The 13,718-nt window shown below is 59.6% G+C and carries 13 protein-coding genes and 1 tRNA gene; 10 read left to right on the top strand and 4 right to left on the bottom strand.

The window, feature by feature from the left end; all coding sequences use genetic code 11:
- Positions 1 to 17 precede the first annotated feature (17 nt).
- The 6 genes from ACQUQP_RS13790 (at position 18) to ACQUQP_RS13765 (ending at position 3,210) form a co-directional block, all read left to right on the top strand.
- Entirely contained in the window at positions 18 to 407 is a 390-nt protein-coding gene (locus tag ACQUQP_RS13790; RefSeq protein ID WP_432695610.1) for a hypothetical protein, read from the top strand.
- Between the two features lie 54 nt (positions 408 to 461).
- On the top strand, positions 462 to 1,166 hold the full coding sequence (locus ACQUQP_RS13785) for a TIGR01621 family pseudouridine synthase (protein WP_432695609.1): 705 nt from the start codon (positions 462 to 464) through the stop codon (positions 1,164 to 1,166).
- Positions 1,167 to 1,193: 27 nt separating this feature from the next.
- Positions 1,194 to 1,409, top strand: a complete 216-nt coding sequence (locus tag ACQUQP_RS13780; RefSeq protein WP_432695608.1) for a hypothetical protein — start codon at positions 1,194 to 1,196, stop codon at positions 1,407 to 1,409.
- 39 nt (positions 1,410 to 1,448) lie between these two features.
- The gene (gene tcdA / locus ACQUQP_RS13775) at positions 1,449 to 2,246 is read left to right on the top strand and encodes a tRNA cyclic N6-threonylcarbamoyladenosine(37) synthase TcdA (RefSeq protein ID WP_432695607.1); all 798 of its coding nucleotides are present in this window, start codon (positions 1,449 to 1,451) and stop codon (positions 2,244 to 2,246) included.
- Positions 2,247 to 2,381: 135 nt separating this feature from the next.
- Positions 2,382 to 2,455: transfer RNA gene (locus ACQUQP_RS13770), tRNA-Gly, on the top strand.
- A 338-nt stretch (positions 2,456 to 2,793) separates the two neighbouring features.
- Positions 2,794 to 3,210, top strand: a complete 417-nt coding sequence (locus tag ACQUQP_RS13765) for a universal stress protein (protein WP_432695606.1) — start codon at positions 2,794 to 2,796, stop codon at positions 3,208 to 3,210.
- A 182-nt stretch (positions 3,211 to 3,392) separates the two neighbouring features.
- Here ACQUQP_RS13765 and ACQUQP_RS13760 read toward each other — a convergent pair whose 3' ends face one another.
- Genes ACQUQP_RS13760 through ACQUQP_RS13750 form a run of 3 tightly spaced genes read right to left on the bottom strand, consistent with a single transcriptional unit; the run spans position 3,393 to position 6,974 of the window.
- Positions 3,393 to 5,093, bottom strand: coding sequence for a VRR-NUC domain-containing protein (locus ACQUQP_RS13760; protein WP_432695605.1), 1,701 nt, complete (start codon positions 5,091 to 5,093; stop codon positions 3,393 to 3,395).
- A gap of 46 nt (positions 5,094 to 5,139) precedes the next feature.
- Positions 5,140 to 5,538 (bottom strand): DUF3429 domain-containing protein, encoded by a 399-nt coding sequence (locus ACQUQP_RS13755; protein ID WP_432695604.1) that lies wholly within the window; start codon positions 5,536 to 5,538, stop codon positions 5,140 to 5,142.
- Complete coding sequence (locus ACQUQP_RS13750) at positions 5,535 to 6,974, bottom strand: exonuclease domain-containing protein (protein ID WP_432695603.1); 1,440 nt, start codon at positions 6,972 to 6,974, stop codon at positions 5,535 to 5,537. The genes ACQUQP_RS13755 and ACQUQP_RS13750 overlap by 4 nt, the downstream gene beginning before the upstream one ends.
- A gap of 147 nt (positions 6,975 to 7,121) precedes the next feature.
- Here ACQUQP_RS13750 and ACQUQP_RS13745 point away from each other — a divergent pair, with 147 nt between their 5' ends.
- The gene (locus tag ACQUQP_RS13745; protein WP_432695602.1) at positions 7,122 to 8,402 is read left to right on the top strand and encodes an ABC1 kinase family protein; all 1,281 of its coding nucleotides are present in this window, start codon (positions 7,122 to 7,124) and stop codon (positions 8,400 to 8,402) included.
- A gap of 125 nt (positions 8,403 to 8,527) precedes the next feature.
- Positions 8,528 to 10,444, top strand: a complete 1,917-nt coding sequence (locus ACQUQP_RS13740) for a diguanylate cyclase (RefSeq protein ID WP_432695601.1) — start codon at positions 8,528 to 8,530, stop codon at positions 10,442 to 10,444.
- Positions 10,445 to 10,456: 12 nt separating this feature from the next.
- Here the strand turns inward: ACQUQP_RS13740 and mtnP are convergent, their stop codons facing one another.
- Positions 10,457 to 11,338: an S-methyl-5'-thioadenosine phosphorylase gene (gene mtnP / locus ACQUQP_RS13735; RefSeq protein ID WP_432695600.1), complete on the bottom strand. Its 882-nt coding sequence runs from the start codon at positions 11,336 to 11,338 to the stop codon at positions 10,457 to 10,459.
- A gap of 182 nt (positions 11,339 to 11,520) precedes the next feature.
- Here mtnP and ACQUQP_RS13730 point away from each other — a divergent pair, with 182 nt between their 5' ends.
- Together ACQUQP_RS13730 and arsS are read left to right on the top strand one after the other, a co-directional pair.
- Complete coding sequence (locus ACQUQP_RS13730; RefSeq protein ID WP_432695599.1) at positions 11,521 to 12,681, top strand: FAD-dependent oxidoreductase; 1,161 nt, start codon at positions 11,521 to 11,523, stop codon at positions 12,679 to 12,681.
- Between the two features lie 81 nt (positions 12,682 to 12,762).
- Positions 12,763 to 13,716, top strand: a complete 954-nt coding sequence (gene arsS, locus ACQUQP_RS13725) for an arsenosugar biosynthesis radical SAM (seleno)protein ArsS (protein ID WP_432695598.1) — start codon at positions 12,763 to 12,765, stop codon at positions 13,714 to 13,716.
- Positions 13,717 to 13,718 lie beyond the last annotated feature (2 nt).

Here is a 13,718-nt window from a genome sequence, read left to right as displayed (position 1 = left end):
TCGTACTGGAGGGCAGGATGTTCGATATCACCGCGTCGAAACCGGTAGCGTACCGGGATAATGCCAAAGGCACTTACATGCTTGAGGTGCCTGATACTCCCATGTCTCTATCACACCGGGTATCGCCGGGGCGTGGCTTCAAGTCCGTCATGGCGTGCAGCTGGTTCAACGGGGTCATTGCAGTCACACCTGCTCGGCTTGTGGCGTCCAGCAACGGGCTCGTGGTGATCGACCTGAGCCGGCCACACCAGGGCAGCGGTTTCCTGTCGCTCGAGCTGCCAACACCCGGTTGTCTGGAGGTGCACCTCGATGGCACCCACTGCACCGATCATCTGAAAGGCTACTGGGAGCTGCGAATCTATACCGGCAGGGCGGAAGAGATCGCCCGTATGTTCGGTCCCGCTTGATCCCCGCCCGGGTATCCCGGAGAATTTGCGCTCCTAATTCTGCCGGGCCCTTTGATGTACAAGATTCTTGCTGAAACCGACGGCTTTCTGGTGATCGACAAGGCACCGGGTGTCAGTGTTCACCGCGACCAGGAAGCGGTCGGTCTGGTGATGCAGGTGGAGCGTGACCGCAATGAAAAGCTCTGGCTGGTTCACCGTCTGGACCGGATGACCTCCGGCGTCATGCTGCTGGCGCGTTCGGCAGAGGTCTGTAACCGGCTGGCGGAGCTGTTTCGCAATCAGCAGGTCGAAAAGTACTATCTTGCGCTCAGCGACAAAAAACCGACCAAAAAACAGGGGCAGGTGATCGGTGATATGGAGCGGGGACGCCGCGGCAGCTGGAAACTGTTGCGCAGCCGCAGCAATCCGGCGCTCACCGAGTTCTACAGCTGCTCTGCTGGTCCCGGTCTGCGGCTTTTTCTCTGCAGACCCGGCACCGGGCGAACCCATCAGATTCGTGTGGCGCTGAAAAGTGTCGGCGCGCCAATCATCGGTGATCCGATCTATCATGAAGTGGTCGAACCGGCACCCGACCGGGGTTATCTCCACGCCTGGCAGCTTTGTTTCTCGCTCGATGGCTGCGAGTATTGCTATCGCTCAGATCCACAATGCGGCGAACTGTTCCGGGGCGCGGGTGTTCTCGATGCCTTGAACGACTGGGCAGATCCGTCGGCAATGAAATGGCGCCTGGCTGGAAAGCGCAACCCGCCGGCGGTATGATGCGCCGGTTTTAGCGGAGGCGAAGCGATGAGCGAGACACCTATCCCCCGGGACTTTTACGCCCGTGATGCCGACGAGCAGGCGATGTTCCTGCGCGAAACCTGGTGTGATAACTGCCAGGAACTCAACCTCGGTATGCGCGATCCGAAAGAGTATGAGCTGTACGGCATTATCTTTATTGAAGGTCACTGCAATAAGTGCGGTGAAACCGTGCTCACCGAACTGACCGATGACGATTTCTAGTCGCCGGATATACCTACCACGCAAGTAACGAGGCGGATTGTGACAGACGAGCAGGACCAGCGTTTTGGCGGCACCGAACGGCTTTACGGGCAGGAAGCGGTGGCACTCTACCGTAATGCCCATATCGCGGTGATCGGCATCGGCGGCGTGGGTTCCTGGGCCGCCGAGGCGCTGGCGCGCTCCGCCGTGGGCGAGGTCACGCTGATCGACCTGGACGACGTCTGTATCACCAACACCAACCGCCAGATCCATGCACTGAGCTCAACGGTTGGACAGTCGAAAGTGGCCGTCATGGCGGACCGCATGCGCGACATCAACCCCGACTGCCTGGTGCATGAAGAGGAAGCGTTCGTCAGCCAGGACAACGTGCGTGAACTGATCGACGACCGTTTTGATTACGTTATCGATGCGATCGACGCCGTCGGCGTAAAAGCGGCGATCATTTCACACTGTAAACGCAACAAGATCCCGGTGATCACCGTGGGTGGTGCCGGCGGCCAGATCGACCCGACACGGATCAGCATCGCTGATCTCAGCCGAACCGAGCACGATCCGCTGGCAGCCAAGCTGCGCAACCTGCTGCGCCGTCACTTCGGCTTCAGCAAAAGCGGCCGCCGCTTTGCCGTCGACTGCGTTTACTCCACCGAGCAGCTGCGCTACCCGCAGCCGGACGGCTCCGTCTGCCAGCAGAAAACCCTGCACGATGGCCAGACCCGCCTGGACTGCTCCGGCGGCTTCGGCGCCTCCACCTGCGTGACCGCCACTTTCGGTTTTGTCGCCGTATCGCGGGTGTTGCAGAAGCTCTATGAACGCTACGAACGAGAAAACGCCCGCTGATCGCAGGATACTTTCACAGATCGGAAACCCCGGCCCCAGGCTGGGGTTTGCTGTTTTAAGGGGTTTGAAAAAGGCTGCTTCCGCCCCGTTGCGCGCCTTTATCGAGCTATGCTGTAATCAAGCCAGACGGATTTAGCGGGTGTAGTTCAATGGTAGAACGGGAGCTTCCCAAGCTCTTAACGTGGGTTCGATTCCCATCACCCGCTCCAAGCGCCTTTTTAGGCAGCAGATCACACCGCAGATCCCATACGACTCAGCAAGTTGTTCTTCGATCAGAGCCCAGGCACAGCAGACGCCTGAAGCTCAGACCGAGCGAGTCCTTTGATCGCAATACTGACTACCTCCATTACGCACCTGGCAGATATCCGCTGGTTCCGCTCTCGATCGGATGAATGTCGCTCTAAGCCATAAATGCGCATCTGTTACGACCAGCCTCGGATCTGGTGCGACGTTTTCCTTTGTGTGTTCTAGGTTGTAACTGTGAACTCAACAGAATTCAGGGAGTGCCTTGAACCAAGCGTCGGTGCCCTGAATAGCGAGGTGTTAGATGTATTCAAAGATGATGGTTCCTGTTGATCTCGAGCACATAGAAGGGCTCGATAAGGCGCTGACAACGGCTGCCGAGATTGCCAAACTCTACAACTGCGCTGTCTGCTATGTCGGTGTGTCGGCCTCTGCGCCCAGCAGTGTGGCTCATACGCCCCATGAATTTGCGCAAAAAGTGAAACAGTTCAGTGAAAATGAGGCAGCCAAGCGAGGTTTATCCTCAGTCAGTTCAGCGGCCTATATCAGTCATGACCCGGCTGTGGATCTGGATGACACCCTGATGCAGGCGGCTGAGGAGTGTGGTGCAGACCTGGTCGTTATGGGGTCTCATATTCCTAACGTGGTGAACCACATCTTTGCGTCCAACGCGGGGTACTTTGCCTCTTATGCGAAAATGTCGGTGTTTGTTGTTCGATAAACGGGGTTTATAGCGAGCTAAGCCCGACCTATGAGCCGAAAAAACGGTGATGACCATGGCTGGTCGTATTATCAGATTGTCAGCTCGGCGCCGGCGGCTTCAGCATCATTCAGGCTATTCGGGTGTCACCATCGGATCAGCCTGATGGGTCGTTTTTCGGCTAGCTTCCGGGCAACGGCAACTCAGATGTCACCTTCCCCGGTCAGGCTCTGATCTGACCAGCGCACGTAACAGACGCTCACATCCATCCCCCGTGCCAGGCAGAAATTGAGCCAGCGGCGCTGGTGGTCCTGCAGTCGGTCGCCGGGGCCTTTCACCTCGATCAGCCTGTAGCGGCGTTCGGCAGGGAAAAACTGCACCAGGTCCGGCAGACCCGAGCGGTGGGCCGGAATATCCTCCAGCAAGCGACGGAAGCAGACGTCCAGATCCTGCGCCGGAATACATGATAGCGCCAGGTCGACCAGCTCCTCAGTAAGCAGCCCCCAGTGAACGAAACGATTGGTGGTGCCCCATTTCGCGCCCAGGTTCTTGCGGATCAGGTTGGTGTATTCGCCGCTGTTCAGGGTATTCAGCCGTGCTTCGAACAGGTCGCGGCGCCGCTCGACAAAATCAGGCCGGTTAAGGTCCGCCGGCGCTGCATGGAAGGGGTGAAAGAAGGCGCCGGGCAGCGGGGCGTAAAGTACATCCCAGCAGAGCAGCGCAAACAGGCCGTTGATCAGGCTGTTTTCCACATGCAGGCAGGGCGCCTGATCGTTGCCGAGATGCTCTGCCACCGCCGCTTCAACATAGGATGAAGCAGGCAGGGTCAGATCCAGGCGCGGCAGGTTATCTGTTTTTCGGGCGGACTTTTTCTTTTCGCCGAGTTTGCGGGCCAGGCGTTGCTCGATACGCTCCAGGGCTTCCAGCGTCTCGGGGCGTAGGGGTCCATCAAGATGTTCACGCAGCGCCCTGAGTGTTTCACCGGAAGGCGATGTTTTCTCCAGCACCCGGAAGCGGCGAATCAGCGCCTCGCGATGGTTGCTCCGGGCGTAGAGCTGCGCCGCAAATTCAGTATCACCGGCACGCTCTGCCTGACGGGCGATCTGAAACACCAGCCGGCTTTGGCGGCTTTGCAGCCAGTCGTTTTCGGGTGCAGAGGGCAGCGCGTTATAGATCTCGGAGTAAGCCACCTCCTGCTCCAGGGCGTCCCGCAATGCATGCAGTCGCAGGTAGTGGTCCACTTCGTCACGTGCAGCAAACGCCCGGGAGTCGGCGGAGAAATCGACAGCTTCGTAGCGATGGTGGCCCAGTTCCGTCAGCACAAAGGTGCTCCAGTCCTGGCTAAGGTTACCGAAGAACAACAGCCTCAGCCGGGTTAGCAGACTGTCGTCCGTGAGCCTGAACAGCCTGTCGCCGCTCTCTGGCCACCAGTGGCTGAACGGTTTTAATGCCATCCCGTACCGCTCGGCCAACAAGGCGCTCTGATCCGCTTTCTTGGCCGACGCCGGCAGACTGGCTAGTTCGCTTTGAAAGGCGTTGCTGAGCTCTGGGCGGGTGACCAGCGAGCAGAACTCTGCGATACCGATCGATGGATCCTGTTCGACCCAGCCTTCCTGGATGAGTGGGGCCTGAGCGGCTGCAATATCGCCAATTTCCGCATAGCTCAGCTTGCTCTGACGAAACAGATCCCCGCTGCGCATGACCATCCGCACCAGCAGGCAGCGGGAGGGCTCCGGCAGCGCTCTCAGCGCAGCTAATCGCACCTTCTCGCTATCCAGTAACAGCTCGCCGTGGTGGGCTTCCACCCAGTCGATCAGTGTGTGGAAGTTGCGCAGATAATAGCGGGGGTCGTCCAGATCCGCGCCGCGTGGCGGGGCGAATTCTCCGGCAGTTGTCGCTCGCATCGTGTCCCGGGTCGGCCTTAAAAGGCTGAAAGTATACCCCTGTCGGTTACAGACTGCCTGCCAGCAGCAGGCTCAGTGCTGCCAGTGAGGTCAGCCATTGGCGCAGCCGCATAAATCCGCGGGGGTAGGCATCGGACAGGTAGACGCGCTCATACAGCCAGAGCAGCACAAAGGAGATGGCCGCTGCCAGGTGCCAGTTGTATTGCGGCAGCAGCAACCAGAGCCAGGCCCAGAGCATAACGCCGACAGACACGAACAGCGTGTGAGTCGGCAGCTTGCCATTCAGACTGGCAAACCAGAGGAGCCCCCCAAGAAAACTGTAGATGAGCGCCGAGTAACTCAGCAGCCAGGCCGATGCCTGAGGGTATTCAGTCAGTACCAGTGCGCTGAGAACCACAAAGGGTATCAGGCCGGCGTAGCCCAAACGGGAGTGCCATGCGGTCATTTCAACGTCTCCTTTTCATCCAAGGGATGAATCGTCAGGCGGTTTCGCGCCAACAGTTCAGGATCGCTAAGGAACTTCAGCAGTATGCGGTAGCGGTCCAGGTCAAAGGTGGGGTAAGCGTTGCGCGCAATCTTCTGCAGCGCCTGCTTGCGGTTGGACACCCGGCCGAAATAAACCCACTGATCGATCAGATGCAGGTGAGTTGTATGCTCGCCACGCTCCTTCACCAGTACAGGCCCGTGCCAGGACCAGCTTTGATTGCGCAGAGACTCCAGCGCGTCGAGCAGGCGCGCGTTGTAATCTTCGGCACTCTCTTCTTGGCAGCAGGCGCCACGACAACGATGTAACTGGAAGCCGAAGCAGGGCGAGCCTTTGCGGCCTTTCTCAAGTCCCGCGACCCGTCGGCACAGGCCGTGCTCATCGATCAGCCTGGCGAGGCGCTCCCGGGCCTGACTGCGGCTTCGAAACAAGCCGTAGCGTTCAGTGATCAGCCCCGGTTCATGGAGACCCGCCGAGACGAGATCGATACCGAGGTAGCCATCGGCGTTTGGCTTCAGGGTGTATTGCCAGAGTGTCCGCGTGCGCCGCAATCGGCGGTTGTAAGCCGGACTCAGCGCCTTGATCTGTTCGCTCTCCAGCAGCTGGGCACTGAAATCTGAAAGGCAACAATCGTGTTCGACACGGCGCACGGTTTCGGCCAGTCGCATCTCCCGGTGGCGGCTGTGATCCTGACTGAAGTGGCTGAGTACCCGGCTGCGCAGGTTGACCGATTTGCCGACATAGAGCAGCCGGTCCCGTTCGCCATAAAAGCGATAAACGCCGGGGCTTCCCGGCAGTGCTTCGATATCGCTGGTCTCAATTGCGGCGGGCAGGGCGGAATGGGTCAGCAGGGCCCTGCAGGTTTCAGCGATGCGCTCTGGGCCGACTTCCCGCTCTATCGCATTCAAGAGCCGGTAGAGTGCATCTCTCAGTACGCAGGTGTTGTGCTCGACGCAAAGGTCGATGCCAAAGCGCTGGCATAAAGACTCCAGGCTGCGACTGCGCAGCCCGGGGAAGAGCTGCCGAACCAGTTTGATGCTGCACAGCGGACGCGCATTGAACCTTGCTCCGTTACGGCGGAACTCGTTTTTTATAAAGGCGTAATCAAAACGGGCGTGATGGGCCACAAGAACGGCGCCATCCAGCTTTTCGGCCAGCGCAGGCAGCACTTCGGCGAAGCTAGGTGCTGACGCTAACTCAGTTTCAGCGATGCCGGTGAGGGCGAGTACTCGGTCAGGCAGGCGCTGCTGAGGGTTGATCAACGAATGCCAGTTTGCAACGGCCTCTCCGTCACGCACTTCCTTCAGTGCAATCTCTATGAGGCGGTCGCGGGTTGGCTGTAATCCGGTGGTTTTACAGTCAATGACGAAATAGTGCTTCGGGTATCCTTGGGTCATGGCGGGAGGTACGTAGAGCGGGCAGAACTGGATTAGACACTCATCCGTCGGACGCATCTTTACGTAGTAAGCGTAAATGCCTGACAGGGAACGAATATGTCCAGTGACAAGCCAGAAAGACGATCCGCCGCGGTGCCCCAGGGCCGAATGTCTCGGATGGCCCGCCTCGGTGGCCTGGCCGGTCGCATCGCCGGTAATGTGCTGGCCGATGGCGGCCGCCACCTGGCCCGAGGCAAACGACCGGCTATCAACGATCTGTTGTTGACCCCGCGTAACCTGACACAGGTCGCCGATAAGCTGGCAACCATGCGCGGCGCGGCCATGAAGGTCGGGCAGTTGATCTCCATGGATGCCGGAACTCTGCTGCCGCGTGAGCTCGCCGGTATTCTGGATCGGCTGCGGCAGGATGCGGTGATTATGCCCTCTGCCCAGCTTGTATCGGTGCTGGAGGATAACTGGGGTGAGCAGTGGGACCAAAAGCTCGCCCGCTTTTCCTTTGAGCCGATCGCCGCTGCCTCCATCGGTCAGGTTCATCAGGGACTGAGCCACGACGGCGATCCTCTAGCGATCAAGATTCAGTATCCGGGCGTGCGCGAGAGCATCGACAGCGATATCGCCAACGTCTGCTCGTTGCTGCGCATCGCCGGGCTGCTGCCGCGCAGCCAGGATATCGAACCGCTGATCGAGGAGGCGAAGCAGCAGCTCAAGCAGGAGGCCGATTACCTTCACGAGGGTGCCCAGCTTCAGCATTACCGCAATCATCTGGCAGGCTTTGGCCGCAGGGAGGAGTTGGCGATCCCCCGCTTTTACCCGGCGCTGTCAACGGACCGGATACTGGTGATGGAGTACCTGGAAGGCCGCTCGCTGGAACAGGTGCTGACGGCTCAGCCTCAGCTTGCGAACCGGGTGGTGTCGCTGTTGATGGAGCTGTTTTTTGCCGAGCTGTTCGATTTTCACGCGGTGCAGACCGACCCCAATCCCGCAAACTACCTTTACAGCACGGCCGATGAACGCCTGGTGTTGCTTGATTTTGGCGCCGTTCGCCACTTCTCGCCGGAGTTTGTCAGCCGCTATGGTGCTGCGCTTAGCGCCGCTGCCGATCATGACCGGCAGGGGCTGACCCATGCACTGGAGGTACTGGGGTTCTTCCGTCGTGGCGACGAGGTCGCCAACCGGGATGTGATACTCGATATATTCCTGATGGCTGCAGAGCCACTGCGTCAGGGCGGTGCCTACAACTTTGGAGGCTCGGACCTGGCGCGGCGGATTCATAGCCGCGGGATGTCGGTGAGCCGGGATCCGGAAGCCTGGCACACGCCGCCCCCGGATGTGCTGTTCCTGCATCGCAAGATGGCCGGGCTCTATCTGCTGGCGGCTCGCTTCGGCGCGGTGATCGATGTGGCGACGCCGTTTCGGCAGTATCTTTAACAGTGAATGCTGATATGAAGCAGGGGATAGTGCATGTTTTGACGTGAATAGTAGACGGAATACTGGGAGGCGTGCAGGTTCGGGACTACACTTTTGTTGCTGGATTCCTCCATCTGGAGCTTGTAATGCGTCGTCTCGCCTACCTGATTGTCCCAGCGGTTTTCGCGCTGATGGCATTCGTGCACCTGCGCGAGGTACGGGATATGACGGTGGAGCAGTACCTCAATCAGACCACCGAGCTAAACCAGCTGGCGCTGACCTATAGCCGTGACCGCTTTGCCACCGCGATGACCGTTTTTCTCAACGAAGCGGCCAATAACCCGGAAATCAAACACCTGATCGATCAGGGCTCCCAGTCAGTGGGGGATTCCCGTGATCTGCTGCGCACAGAGCTCTACGCCGGTCTGAGTTCAAGTTATGAGCGTCTGCGGGAGGTCGGGCTTGCCGAGTGGCAGTTCCATACGGCGGATGGCTACAGTTTTCTGCGCTTTGATGCCCCGGACAAGCATGACGATTTTCTGCTGCCCTACCGCCCTTCATTGCGGGGTATCGCGGCGAGGGAGCAGCCATTCGATGTGTTCGAGGTGGGGCGCCTGTTTATCGGTTTCCGCCATATCCAGCCGCTATTTCTCGATGGTCGGCTGGTGGGCTCCACCGAGGTGGGGGTCTCTTTCGATCAGGTCCGGGATGTGCTGCAGGAGATCAGCCCCGACACGGTTTACCAGTTTCTGCTCAGGTCCAACCCCGTTGAGAACGTAACGCTCAATCAGTACCGGCAGCAGCATCACCTGTCGCAGTCCCAGTTGCTGCCCCGTTACCTGGTGCTTAATGGCGAAGAGCGCCAGGCGTCGCCGTTGGCTGCGATCCCGGAAGCGGAGCTGGACCGGGCGCTTGCGGGACGCGCTGATCTGCGGGCAGAGCTGAAGCATGAACAGGCGTTCAGCCTCTCGCTGGCCTTGGGTGGAGAGCAGTACACCGCGTCCTTTGTGCCCGTGCTGGATGTGGATCAGCAGTTGGCGGCCTATCTGGTTTCCTATACCGAGGCGCCGCTGTTGACGCAGATTCACGATGATTACGCCCATGACTTTACCGTTGCGCTGCTGGTCATTGCGGTGGTGAGTGTACTGCTCAGCGTTCTGGCGGTTCAGCACACCCGGCTGCGTCAGCAGCAGCAGCGTACCGATGCGATCAGTGCCGCTGTGGGTGAAGGGATCTTTGTGCTGGGGCCCAAGGGGGAGAGCGTTTTCGTCAACAGCAGTGCCGCCGAACTGACTGGTTATTCCATGGATGAGCTACTTAACAGTGATATCCATGCGTTGATTCATGCCCATAGCCACGACCACGACGACAGCAGTTGTCCGATTCTGGGCACTCTGAAGACCGGTATCCCCTACGAGGGTGACGAACTGTTCCGGCACCGAAACGGTTCCATGTTGCCCGTGGTTGTAACCAGCCGGCCGATGTTCCAGGAAGGTAAGATTACCGGCGTGGTGACGGTGTTCCGGGATATCACCGAACGCAAGAAGATGGAGGAGCGGCTGGCTCGCATGGCCTCCATTGATGAACTCACCGGGGTGCTGAACCGCCGCGCGCTGGTCGGTGCGATCAGTAATGAAATAGCACGAATTCACCGCAGCAGTCGCAAGAGTGCACTGATCATGATCGATTTTGACCACTTCAAACAGGTCAACGATAACTACGGTCACGAAGCCGGGGACAAGGTGCTCCAGCACGTGGTGGAGCTTGCCCGCGAATGTCTGCGCGAGAGCGATCTGCTGGGGCGTCTGGGTGGTGAAGAGTTTGCGGCCCTGCTACCGGATACCAGCCTGGAGGGGGCAAAAGTGCTGGCAGAGCGGATGCGCCAGACCGTGGCCGATGCCACCACCCGTTCCCGCAACGGCGAGGATATCCGCATGACCCTGTCGATCGGCGTCTGCGAAATGCAGGGTGAAGAGCGCGAGGTCAGCGAACTGCTACGCCGCGTCGATGGCGCGCTCTACGCTGCCAAGCACCGCGGCCGCAACCGCGTCGAAACTGCCTGACCCAGCCCAGGCTTATCCCAGCAGTACCTCAATCTGCTGCCGCAAGTCCGGCGATAGCGCATCCAGCGGCGTAACCAGCCCCTGGCGCAGAGCCTGGTGAGCGGCAGATTCCGGCTGTTCATGGGTAATCAGGCGGATCGCCTCGCGTGCCACCTGTTGTGCCCGGCTGGCGTTCTGCATCAGATTTCGGATCGCCAGCTCTGCCGTTACCTGGGCTTCCGAGGGGTGCCAGCAGTCGTAGTCGGTCACCATCGCCAGCGAGGCATAGGCGATCTGCGCCTCCCGTGCCAGGCGCGCTTCCGGCATGTTGGTCATACCGATCACGCTGGCATCCAGCGAGCGGTAGAAGCGTGACTCCGCCAGTGTCGAGAACTGCGGCCCCTCCATGCAGAGATAGGTACCGCCCCGGTGCAGAGTGACCGACTCCTCAGCCGGCAGAGTCTCTACCGCCTGGGCCAGCAGTTCGCCAAGCGTCGGGCAGGTGGGTTGTGCCAGGGAGACGTGTGCCACCACGCCCTGGCCGAAAAAGGTGTTGGGGCGCTGGCGGGTGAAGTCGATATATTGGTCCGGTACGACCATATGCAGGGGTTCGATCTCCTCCTTCAGTGAGCCTACGGCCGAGAAGGAGAGCAGGTAGCGTACGCCCAGTTTTTTCAGGGCGTAAATATTGGCGCGATAGGGCACTTCAGCGGGCAGCAGCGAATGGTTGCGCCCGTGTCGGGCCAGAAATGCCACCCGGGTGCCGTCGACACTGCCGGTCAGTATCCGGTCTGACGGGGTTCCCCAGGGTGTGTCGATCTGAAGTTCCTGCGGATTCTCCAGCGCCTCCATGGTGTAAAGGCCGCTGCCGCCGATAATGCCTATTTCTGCAGATTGCATCGTTTCAGCTTGCATAACTAATGATCCTGATGCCGGTTAGCGCTTATGCTGTTTTATCAGAGTCGCATAACTGAGGTATACCTTACAGTCGACCGGGCGATGTTGCAGTGCAATGTCTCCGTGCAATGCCGCGGTGAAATAGCCAGGCAGCCGATGTATCAAGGCTCAAGTCATGACCGCTCATGGAGGAACCATCAATGTCGATCCGGAAACCGACCAAACGTCCGGGCAGCCCCTATCAGCTGGTGCTGGTTGGCGGCGGTCATGCGCACCTGTTCGTCCTGCAGGCGATTCTGAACAAGGAGCTGGTCTGCCACGAGGTAACGCTGATTTCGCCCTCGCGCTGGCAATATTACTCCGGCATGCTGCCCGGACTGATCGCCGGGCATTACCAAAAGGAGCAGTGCCGCATCGACCTGCGCGGGCTTGCCCAGAAAGCGGGTATCCGGTTTATCGAGCAGACCCTGGTTTCCCTGGATGTGGAACAGCGTTCCATCGTCCTCGATGACGATACGGAGGTGGGCTACGAATGGCTCTCTCTGGATACCGGCAGCGCTACCTGTCTCGATTGGGCCAGGGAGTACCAGGGCCAACTGCTCAGCGTAAAACCCCTGGACCGCTTTGCGCGGGAGTGGCAGGGCCTGAAAGACCGCTTAAAGCAGAACGGCGGGGGCCAGGTTGCCGTGGTCGGAGCCGGTGCCGCCGGGGTGGAGCTTGCCCTGGCTGCCAGCAGCGCACTGGCCGATGAAGGGATCGCTGCGAAAGTGAGCCTGGTCGCCGGAGAATCTGGTCCGCTGGAGGGCTTCTCAGGCGGCGTCCGCCGCCGTGTGCTGAAAGAGCTGAAACGACTCAACATCCAGCTGCTGAGCTCGCAGGCGAAGGCCGAAGGGGATCAACTCAGGCTCTCCGATGGATCCACGACAAGGGTGGATGCCGTAATAGCAGCCAGCGGGGCCTGTGCACCCGACTGGCTGGCCGGTGCGGGACTTGAGCTGGCCGCAGATGGCTTTATCCGTGTGGATGCCCGTCAGCAGAGTGTTTCCCACAAGAACGTCTTTGCCGTGGGCGATGTCTGTTCACGGCCGGGCAGTCCATTGATGCGCTCCGGCGTGCATTCGGTGCGCGCAGGTCCGGTGCTTGCGCAAAATCTGGCTGCCAGTCTAAGCGGTAAACGGCTCAAGCGCTTCCGGCCGCGTCGCTGGGTGCTTTATCTGATCTCCTGCGGACAGAAGCGGGCGGTCGGCAGTTGGGGACCGCTAAGTTTCAAGGGCAGATGGGTCTGGCGCTGGAAAGACCGAATCGATCGACGCTTTATCGCCGAGTTCAGCAAGACGGGCGACGAGGATCTCGGCGCCTGATTCCGTGGTCTTAGAGTGTAAGGATTAAGACCGCCGAACGACCTAAGCTGAAACAGGCGATCTGTTAACCGGGAGTTATCTATGCATGCCACCTTGCCGTTACTCGAAGCCACCGACTTTCCGCCGATCAGTCGCGGAGCCACCGAGACACTGCAGGTCAATCTTGGCTACCTGTGCAACCAGAGCTGCGTTCACTGCCATGTGAACGCGGGGCCGCACCGCACCGAGATGATGACACCGGAGCTGATCGATACGATCATCGAGGTACTCAAAGCGCGCCGCATTGGCACCCTGGATCTGACCGGTGGCGCGCCGGAGATGAACCCGGAGTTCCGGCGCCTGGTCAGTGCGGCCCGGGCTCTGGGTGTGCATGTGATCGACCGCTGCAACCTGACCATCCTGTTTGAGCCAGGGCAGGAGGGGCTGGCCGAATTTCTCGCTGAAAACCGAGTTGAAGTGGTGGCGTCTTTGCCCTGTTATTCGCTGGACAACGTGGACAAGCAGCGCGGCAAGGGCGTGTTCGATAAAAGCATCCGCGCGCTGCAACATCTAAATGGGCTGGGTTACGGGCAGACGCAGGAAGGCCTGCAGCTGAACCTGGTCTATAACCCCCAGGGGCCAGTGTTGCCACCAAATCAGGAGGCGCTGCAGGCGGACTACAAGCGCGAGCTGTTCGACCATTTCGGTGTGGTGTTCAACGGTCTCTATGCGCTGGCCAATATGCCGATCAACCGCTTCGGCTCCATGCTGATCTCCAAGGGGCAGTTTGAGCCCTACATGGAGCTGCTCAAGCAGAACTACAGTGAAGCCAACCTGCACGGCGTGATGTGCCGGTCGCTGATCAGTGTCGACTGGCAGGGCAGACTCTATGACTGCGACTTCAACCAGCAGCTCGGGTTGGCACTCGGCGGTAAAACCGGGGCCCGCCTGGACGATCTGCTGAAAAAGGATGCCGATGGTCTCGGTATCTGTGTGGCCGATCACTGCTACGGATGCACGGCGGGACAGGGATCAAGCTGCGGTGGTGCGCTCTAAGC

This window comes from Marinobacterium sp. YM272, assembly GCF_050908845.1.
Lineage (GTDB): Bacteria > Pseudomonadota > Gammaproteobacteria > Pseudomonadales > Balneatricaceae > Marinobacterium_D.
This window is presented reverse-complemented; position numbering and strand designations above follow the sequence as displayed.

Bases quoted from the DNA above. Each gene is read 5' to 3' on its own strand.
- ACQUQP_RS13745 (WP_432695602.1), top strand. From the start codon at position 7,122: ATGTCTCGGATGGCCCGCCTCGGTGGCCTGGCCGGTCGCATCGCCGGT.
- ACQUQP_RS13785 (WP_432695609.1), top strand. From the start codon at position 462: ATGTACAAGATTCTTGCTGAAACCGACGGCTTTCTGGTGATCGACAAG.
- ACQUQP_RS13765 (WP_432695606.1), top strand. From the start codon at position 2,794: ATGTATTCAAAGATGATGGTTCCTGTTGATCTCGAGCACATAGAAGGG.
- ACQUQP_RS13740 (WP_432695601.1), top strand. From the start codon at position 8,528: ATGCGTCGTCTCGCCTACCTGATTGTCCCAGCGGTTTTCGCGCTGATG.
- arsS (WP_432695598.1), top strand. From the start codon at position 12,763: ATGCATGCCACCTTGCCGTTACTCGAAGCCACCGACTTTCCGCCGATC.
- ACQUQP_RS13760 (WP_432695605.1), bottom strand. From the start codon at position 5,093: ATGCGAGCGACAACTGCCGGAGAATTCGCCCCGCCACGCGGCGCGGAT.
- ACQUQP_RS13750 (WP_432695603.1), bottom strand. From the start codon at position 6,974: ATGACCCAAGGATACCCGAAGCACTATTTCGTCATTGACTGTAAAACC.
- ACQUQP_RS13790 (WP_432695610.1), top strand. From the start codon at position 18: ATGTTCGATATCACCGCGTCGAAACCGGTAGCGTACCGGGATAATGCC.
- ACQUQP_RS13730 (WP_432695599.1), top strand. From the start codon at position 11,521: ATGTCGATCCGGAAACCGACCAAACGTCCGGGCAGCCCCTATCAGCTG.
- ACQUQP_RS13780 (WP_432695608.1), top strand. From the start codon at position 1,194: ATGAGCGAGACACCTATCCCCCGGGACTTTTACGCCCGTGATGCCGAC.
- mtnP (WP_432695600.1), bottom strand. From the start codon at position 11,338: ATGCAAGCTGAAACGATGCAATCTGCAGAAATAGGCATTATCGGCGGC.
- ACQUQP_RS13755 (WP_432695604.1), bottom strand. From the start codon at position 5,538: ATGACCGCATGGCACTCCCGTTTGGGCTACGCCGGCCTGATACCCTTT.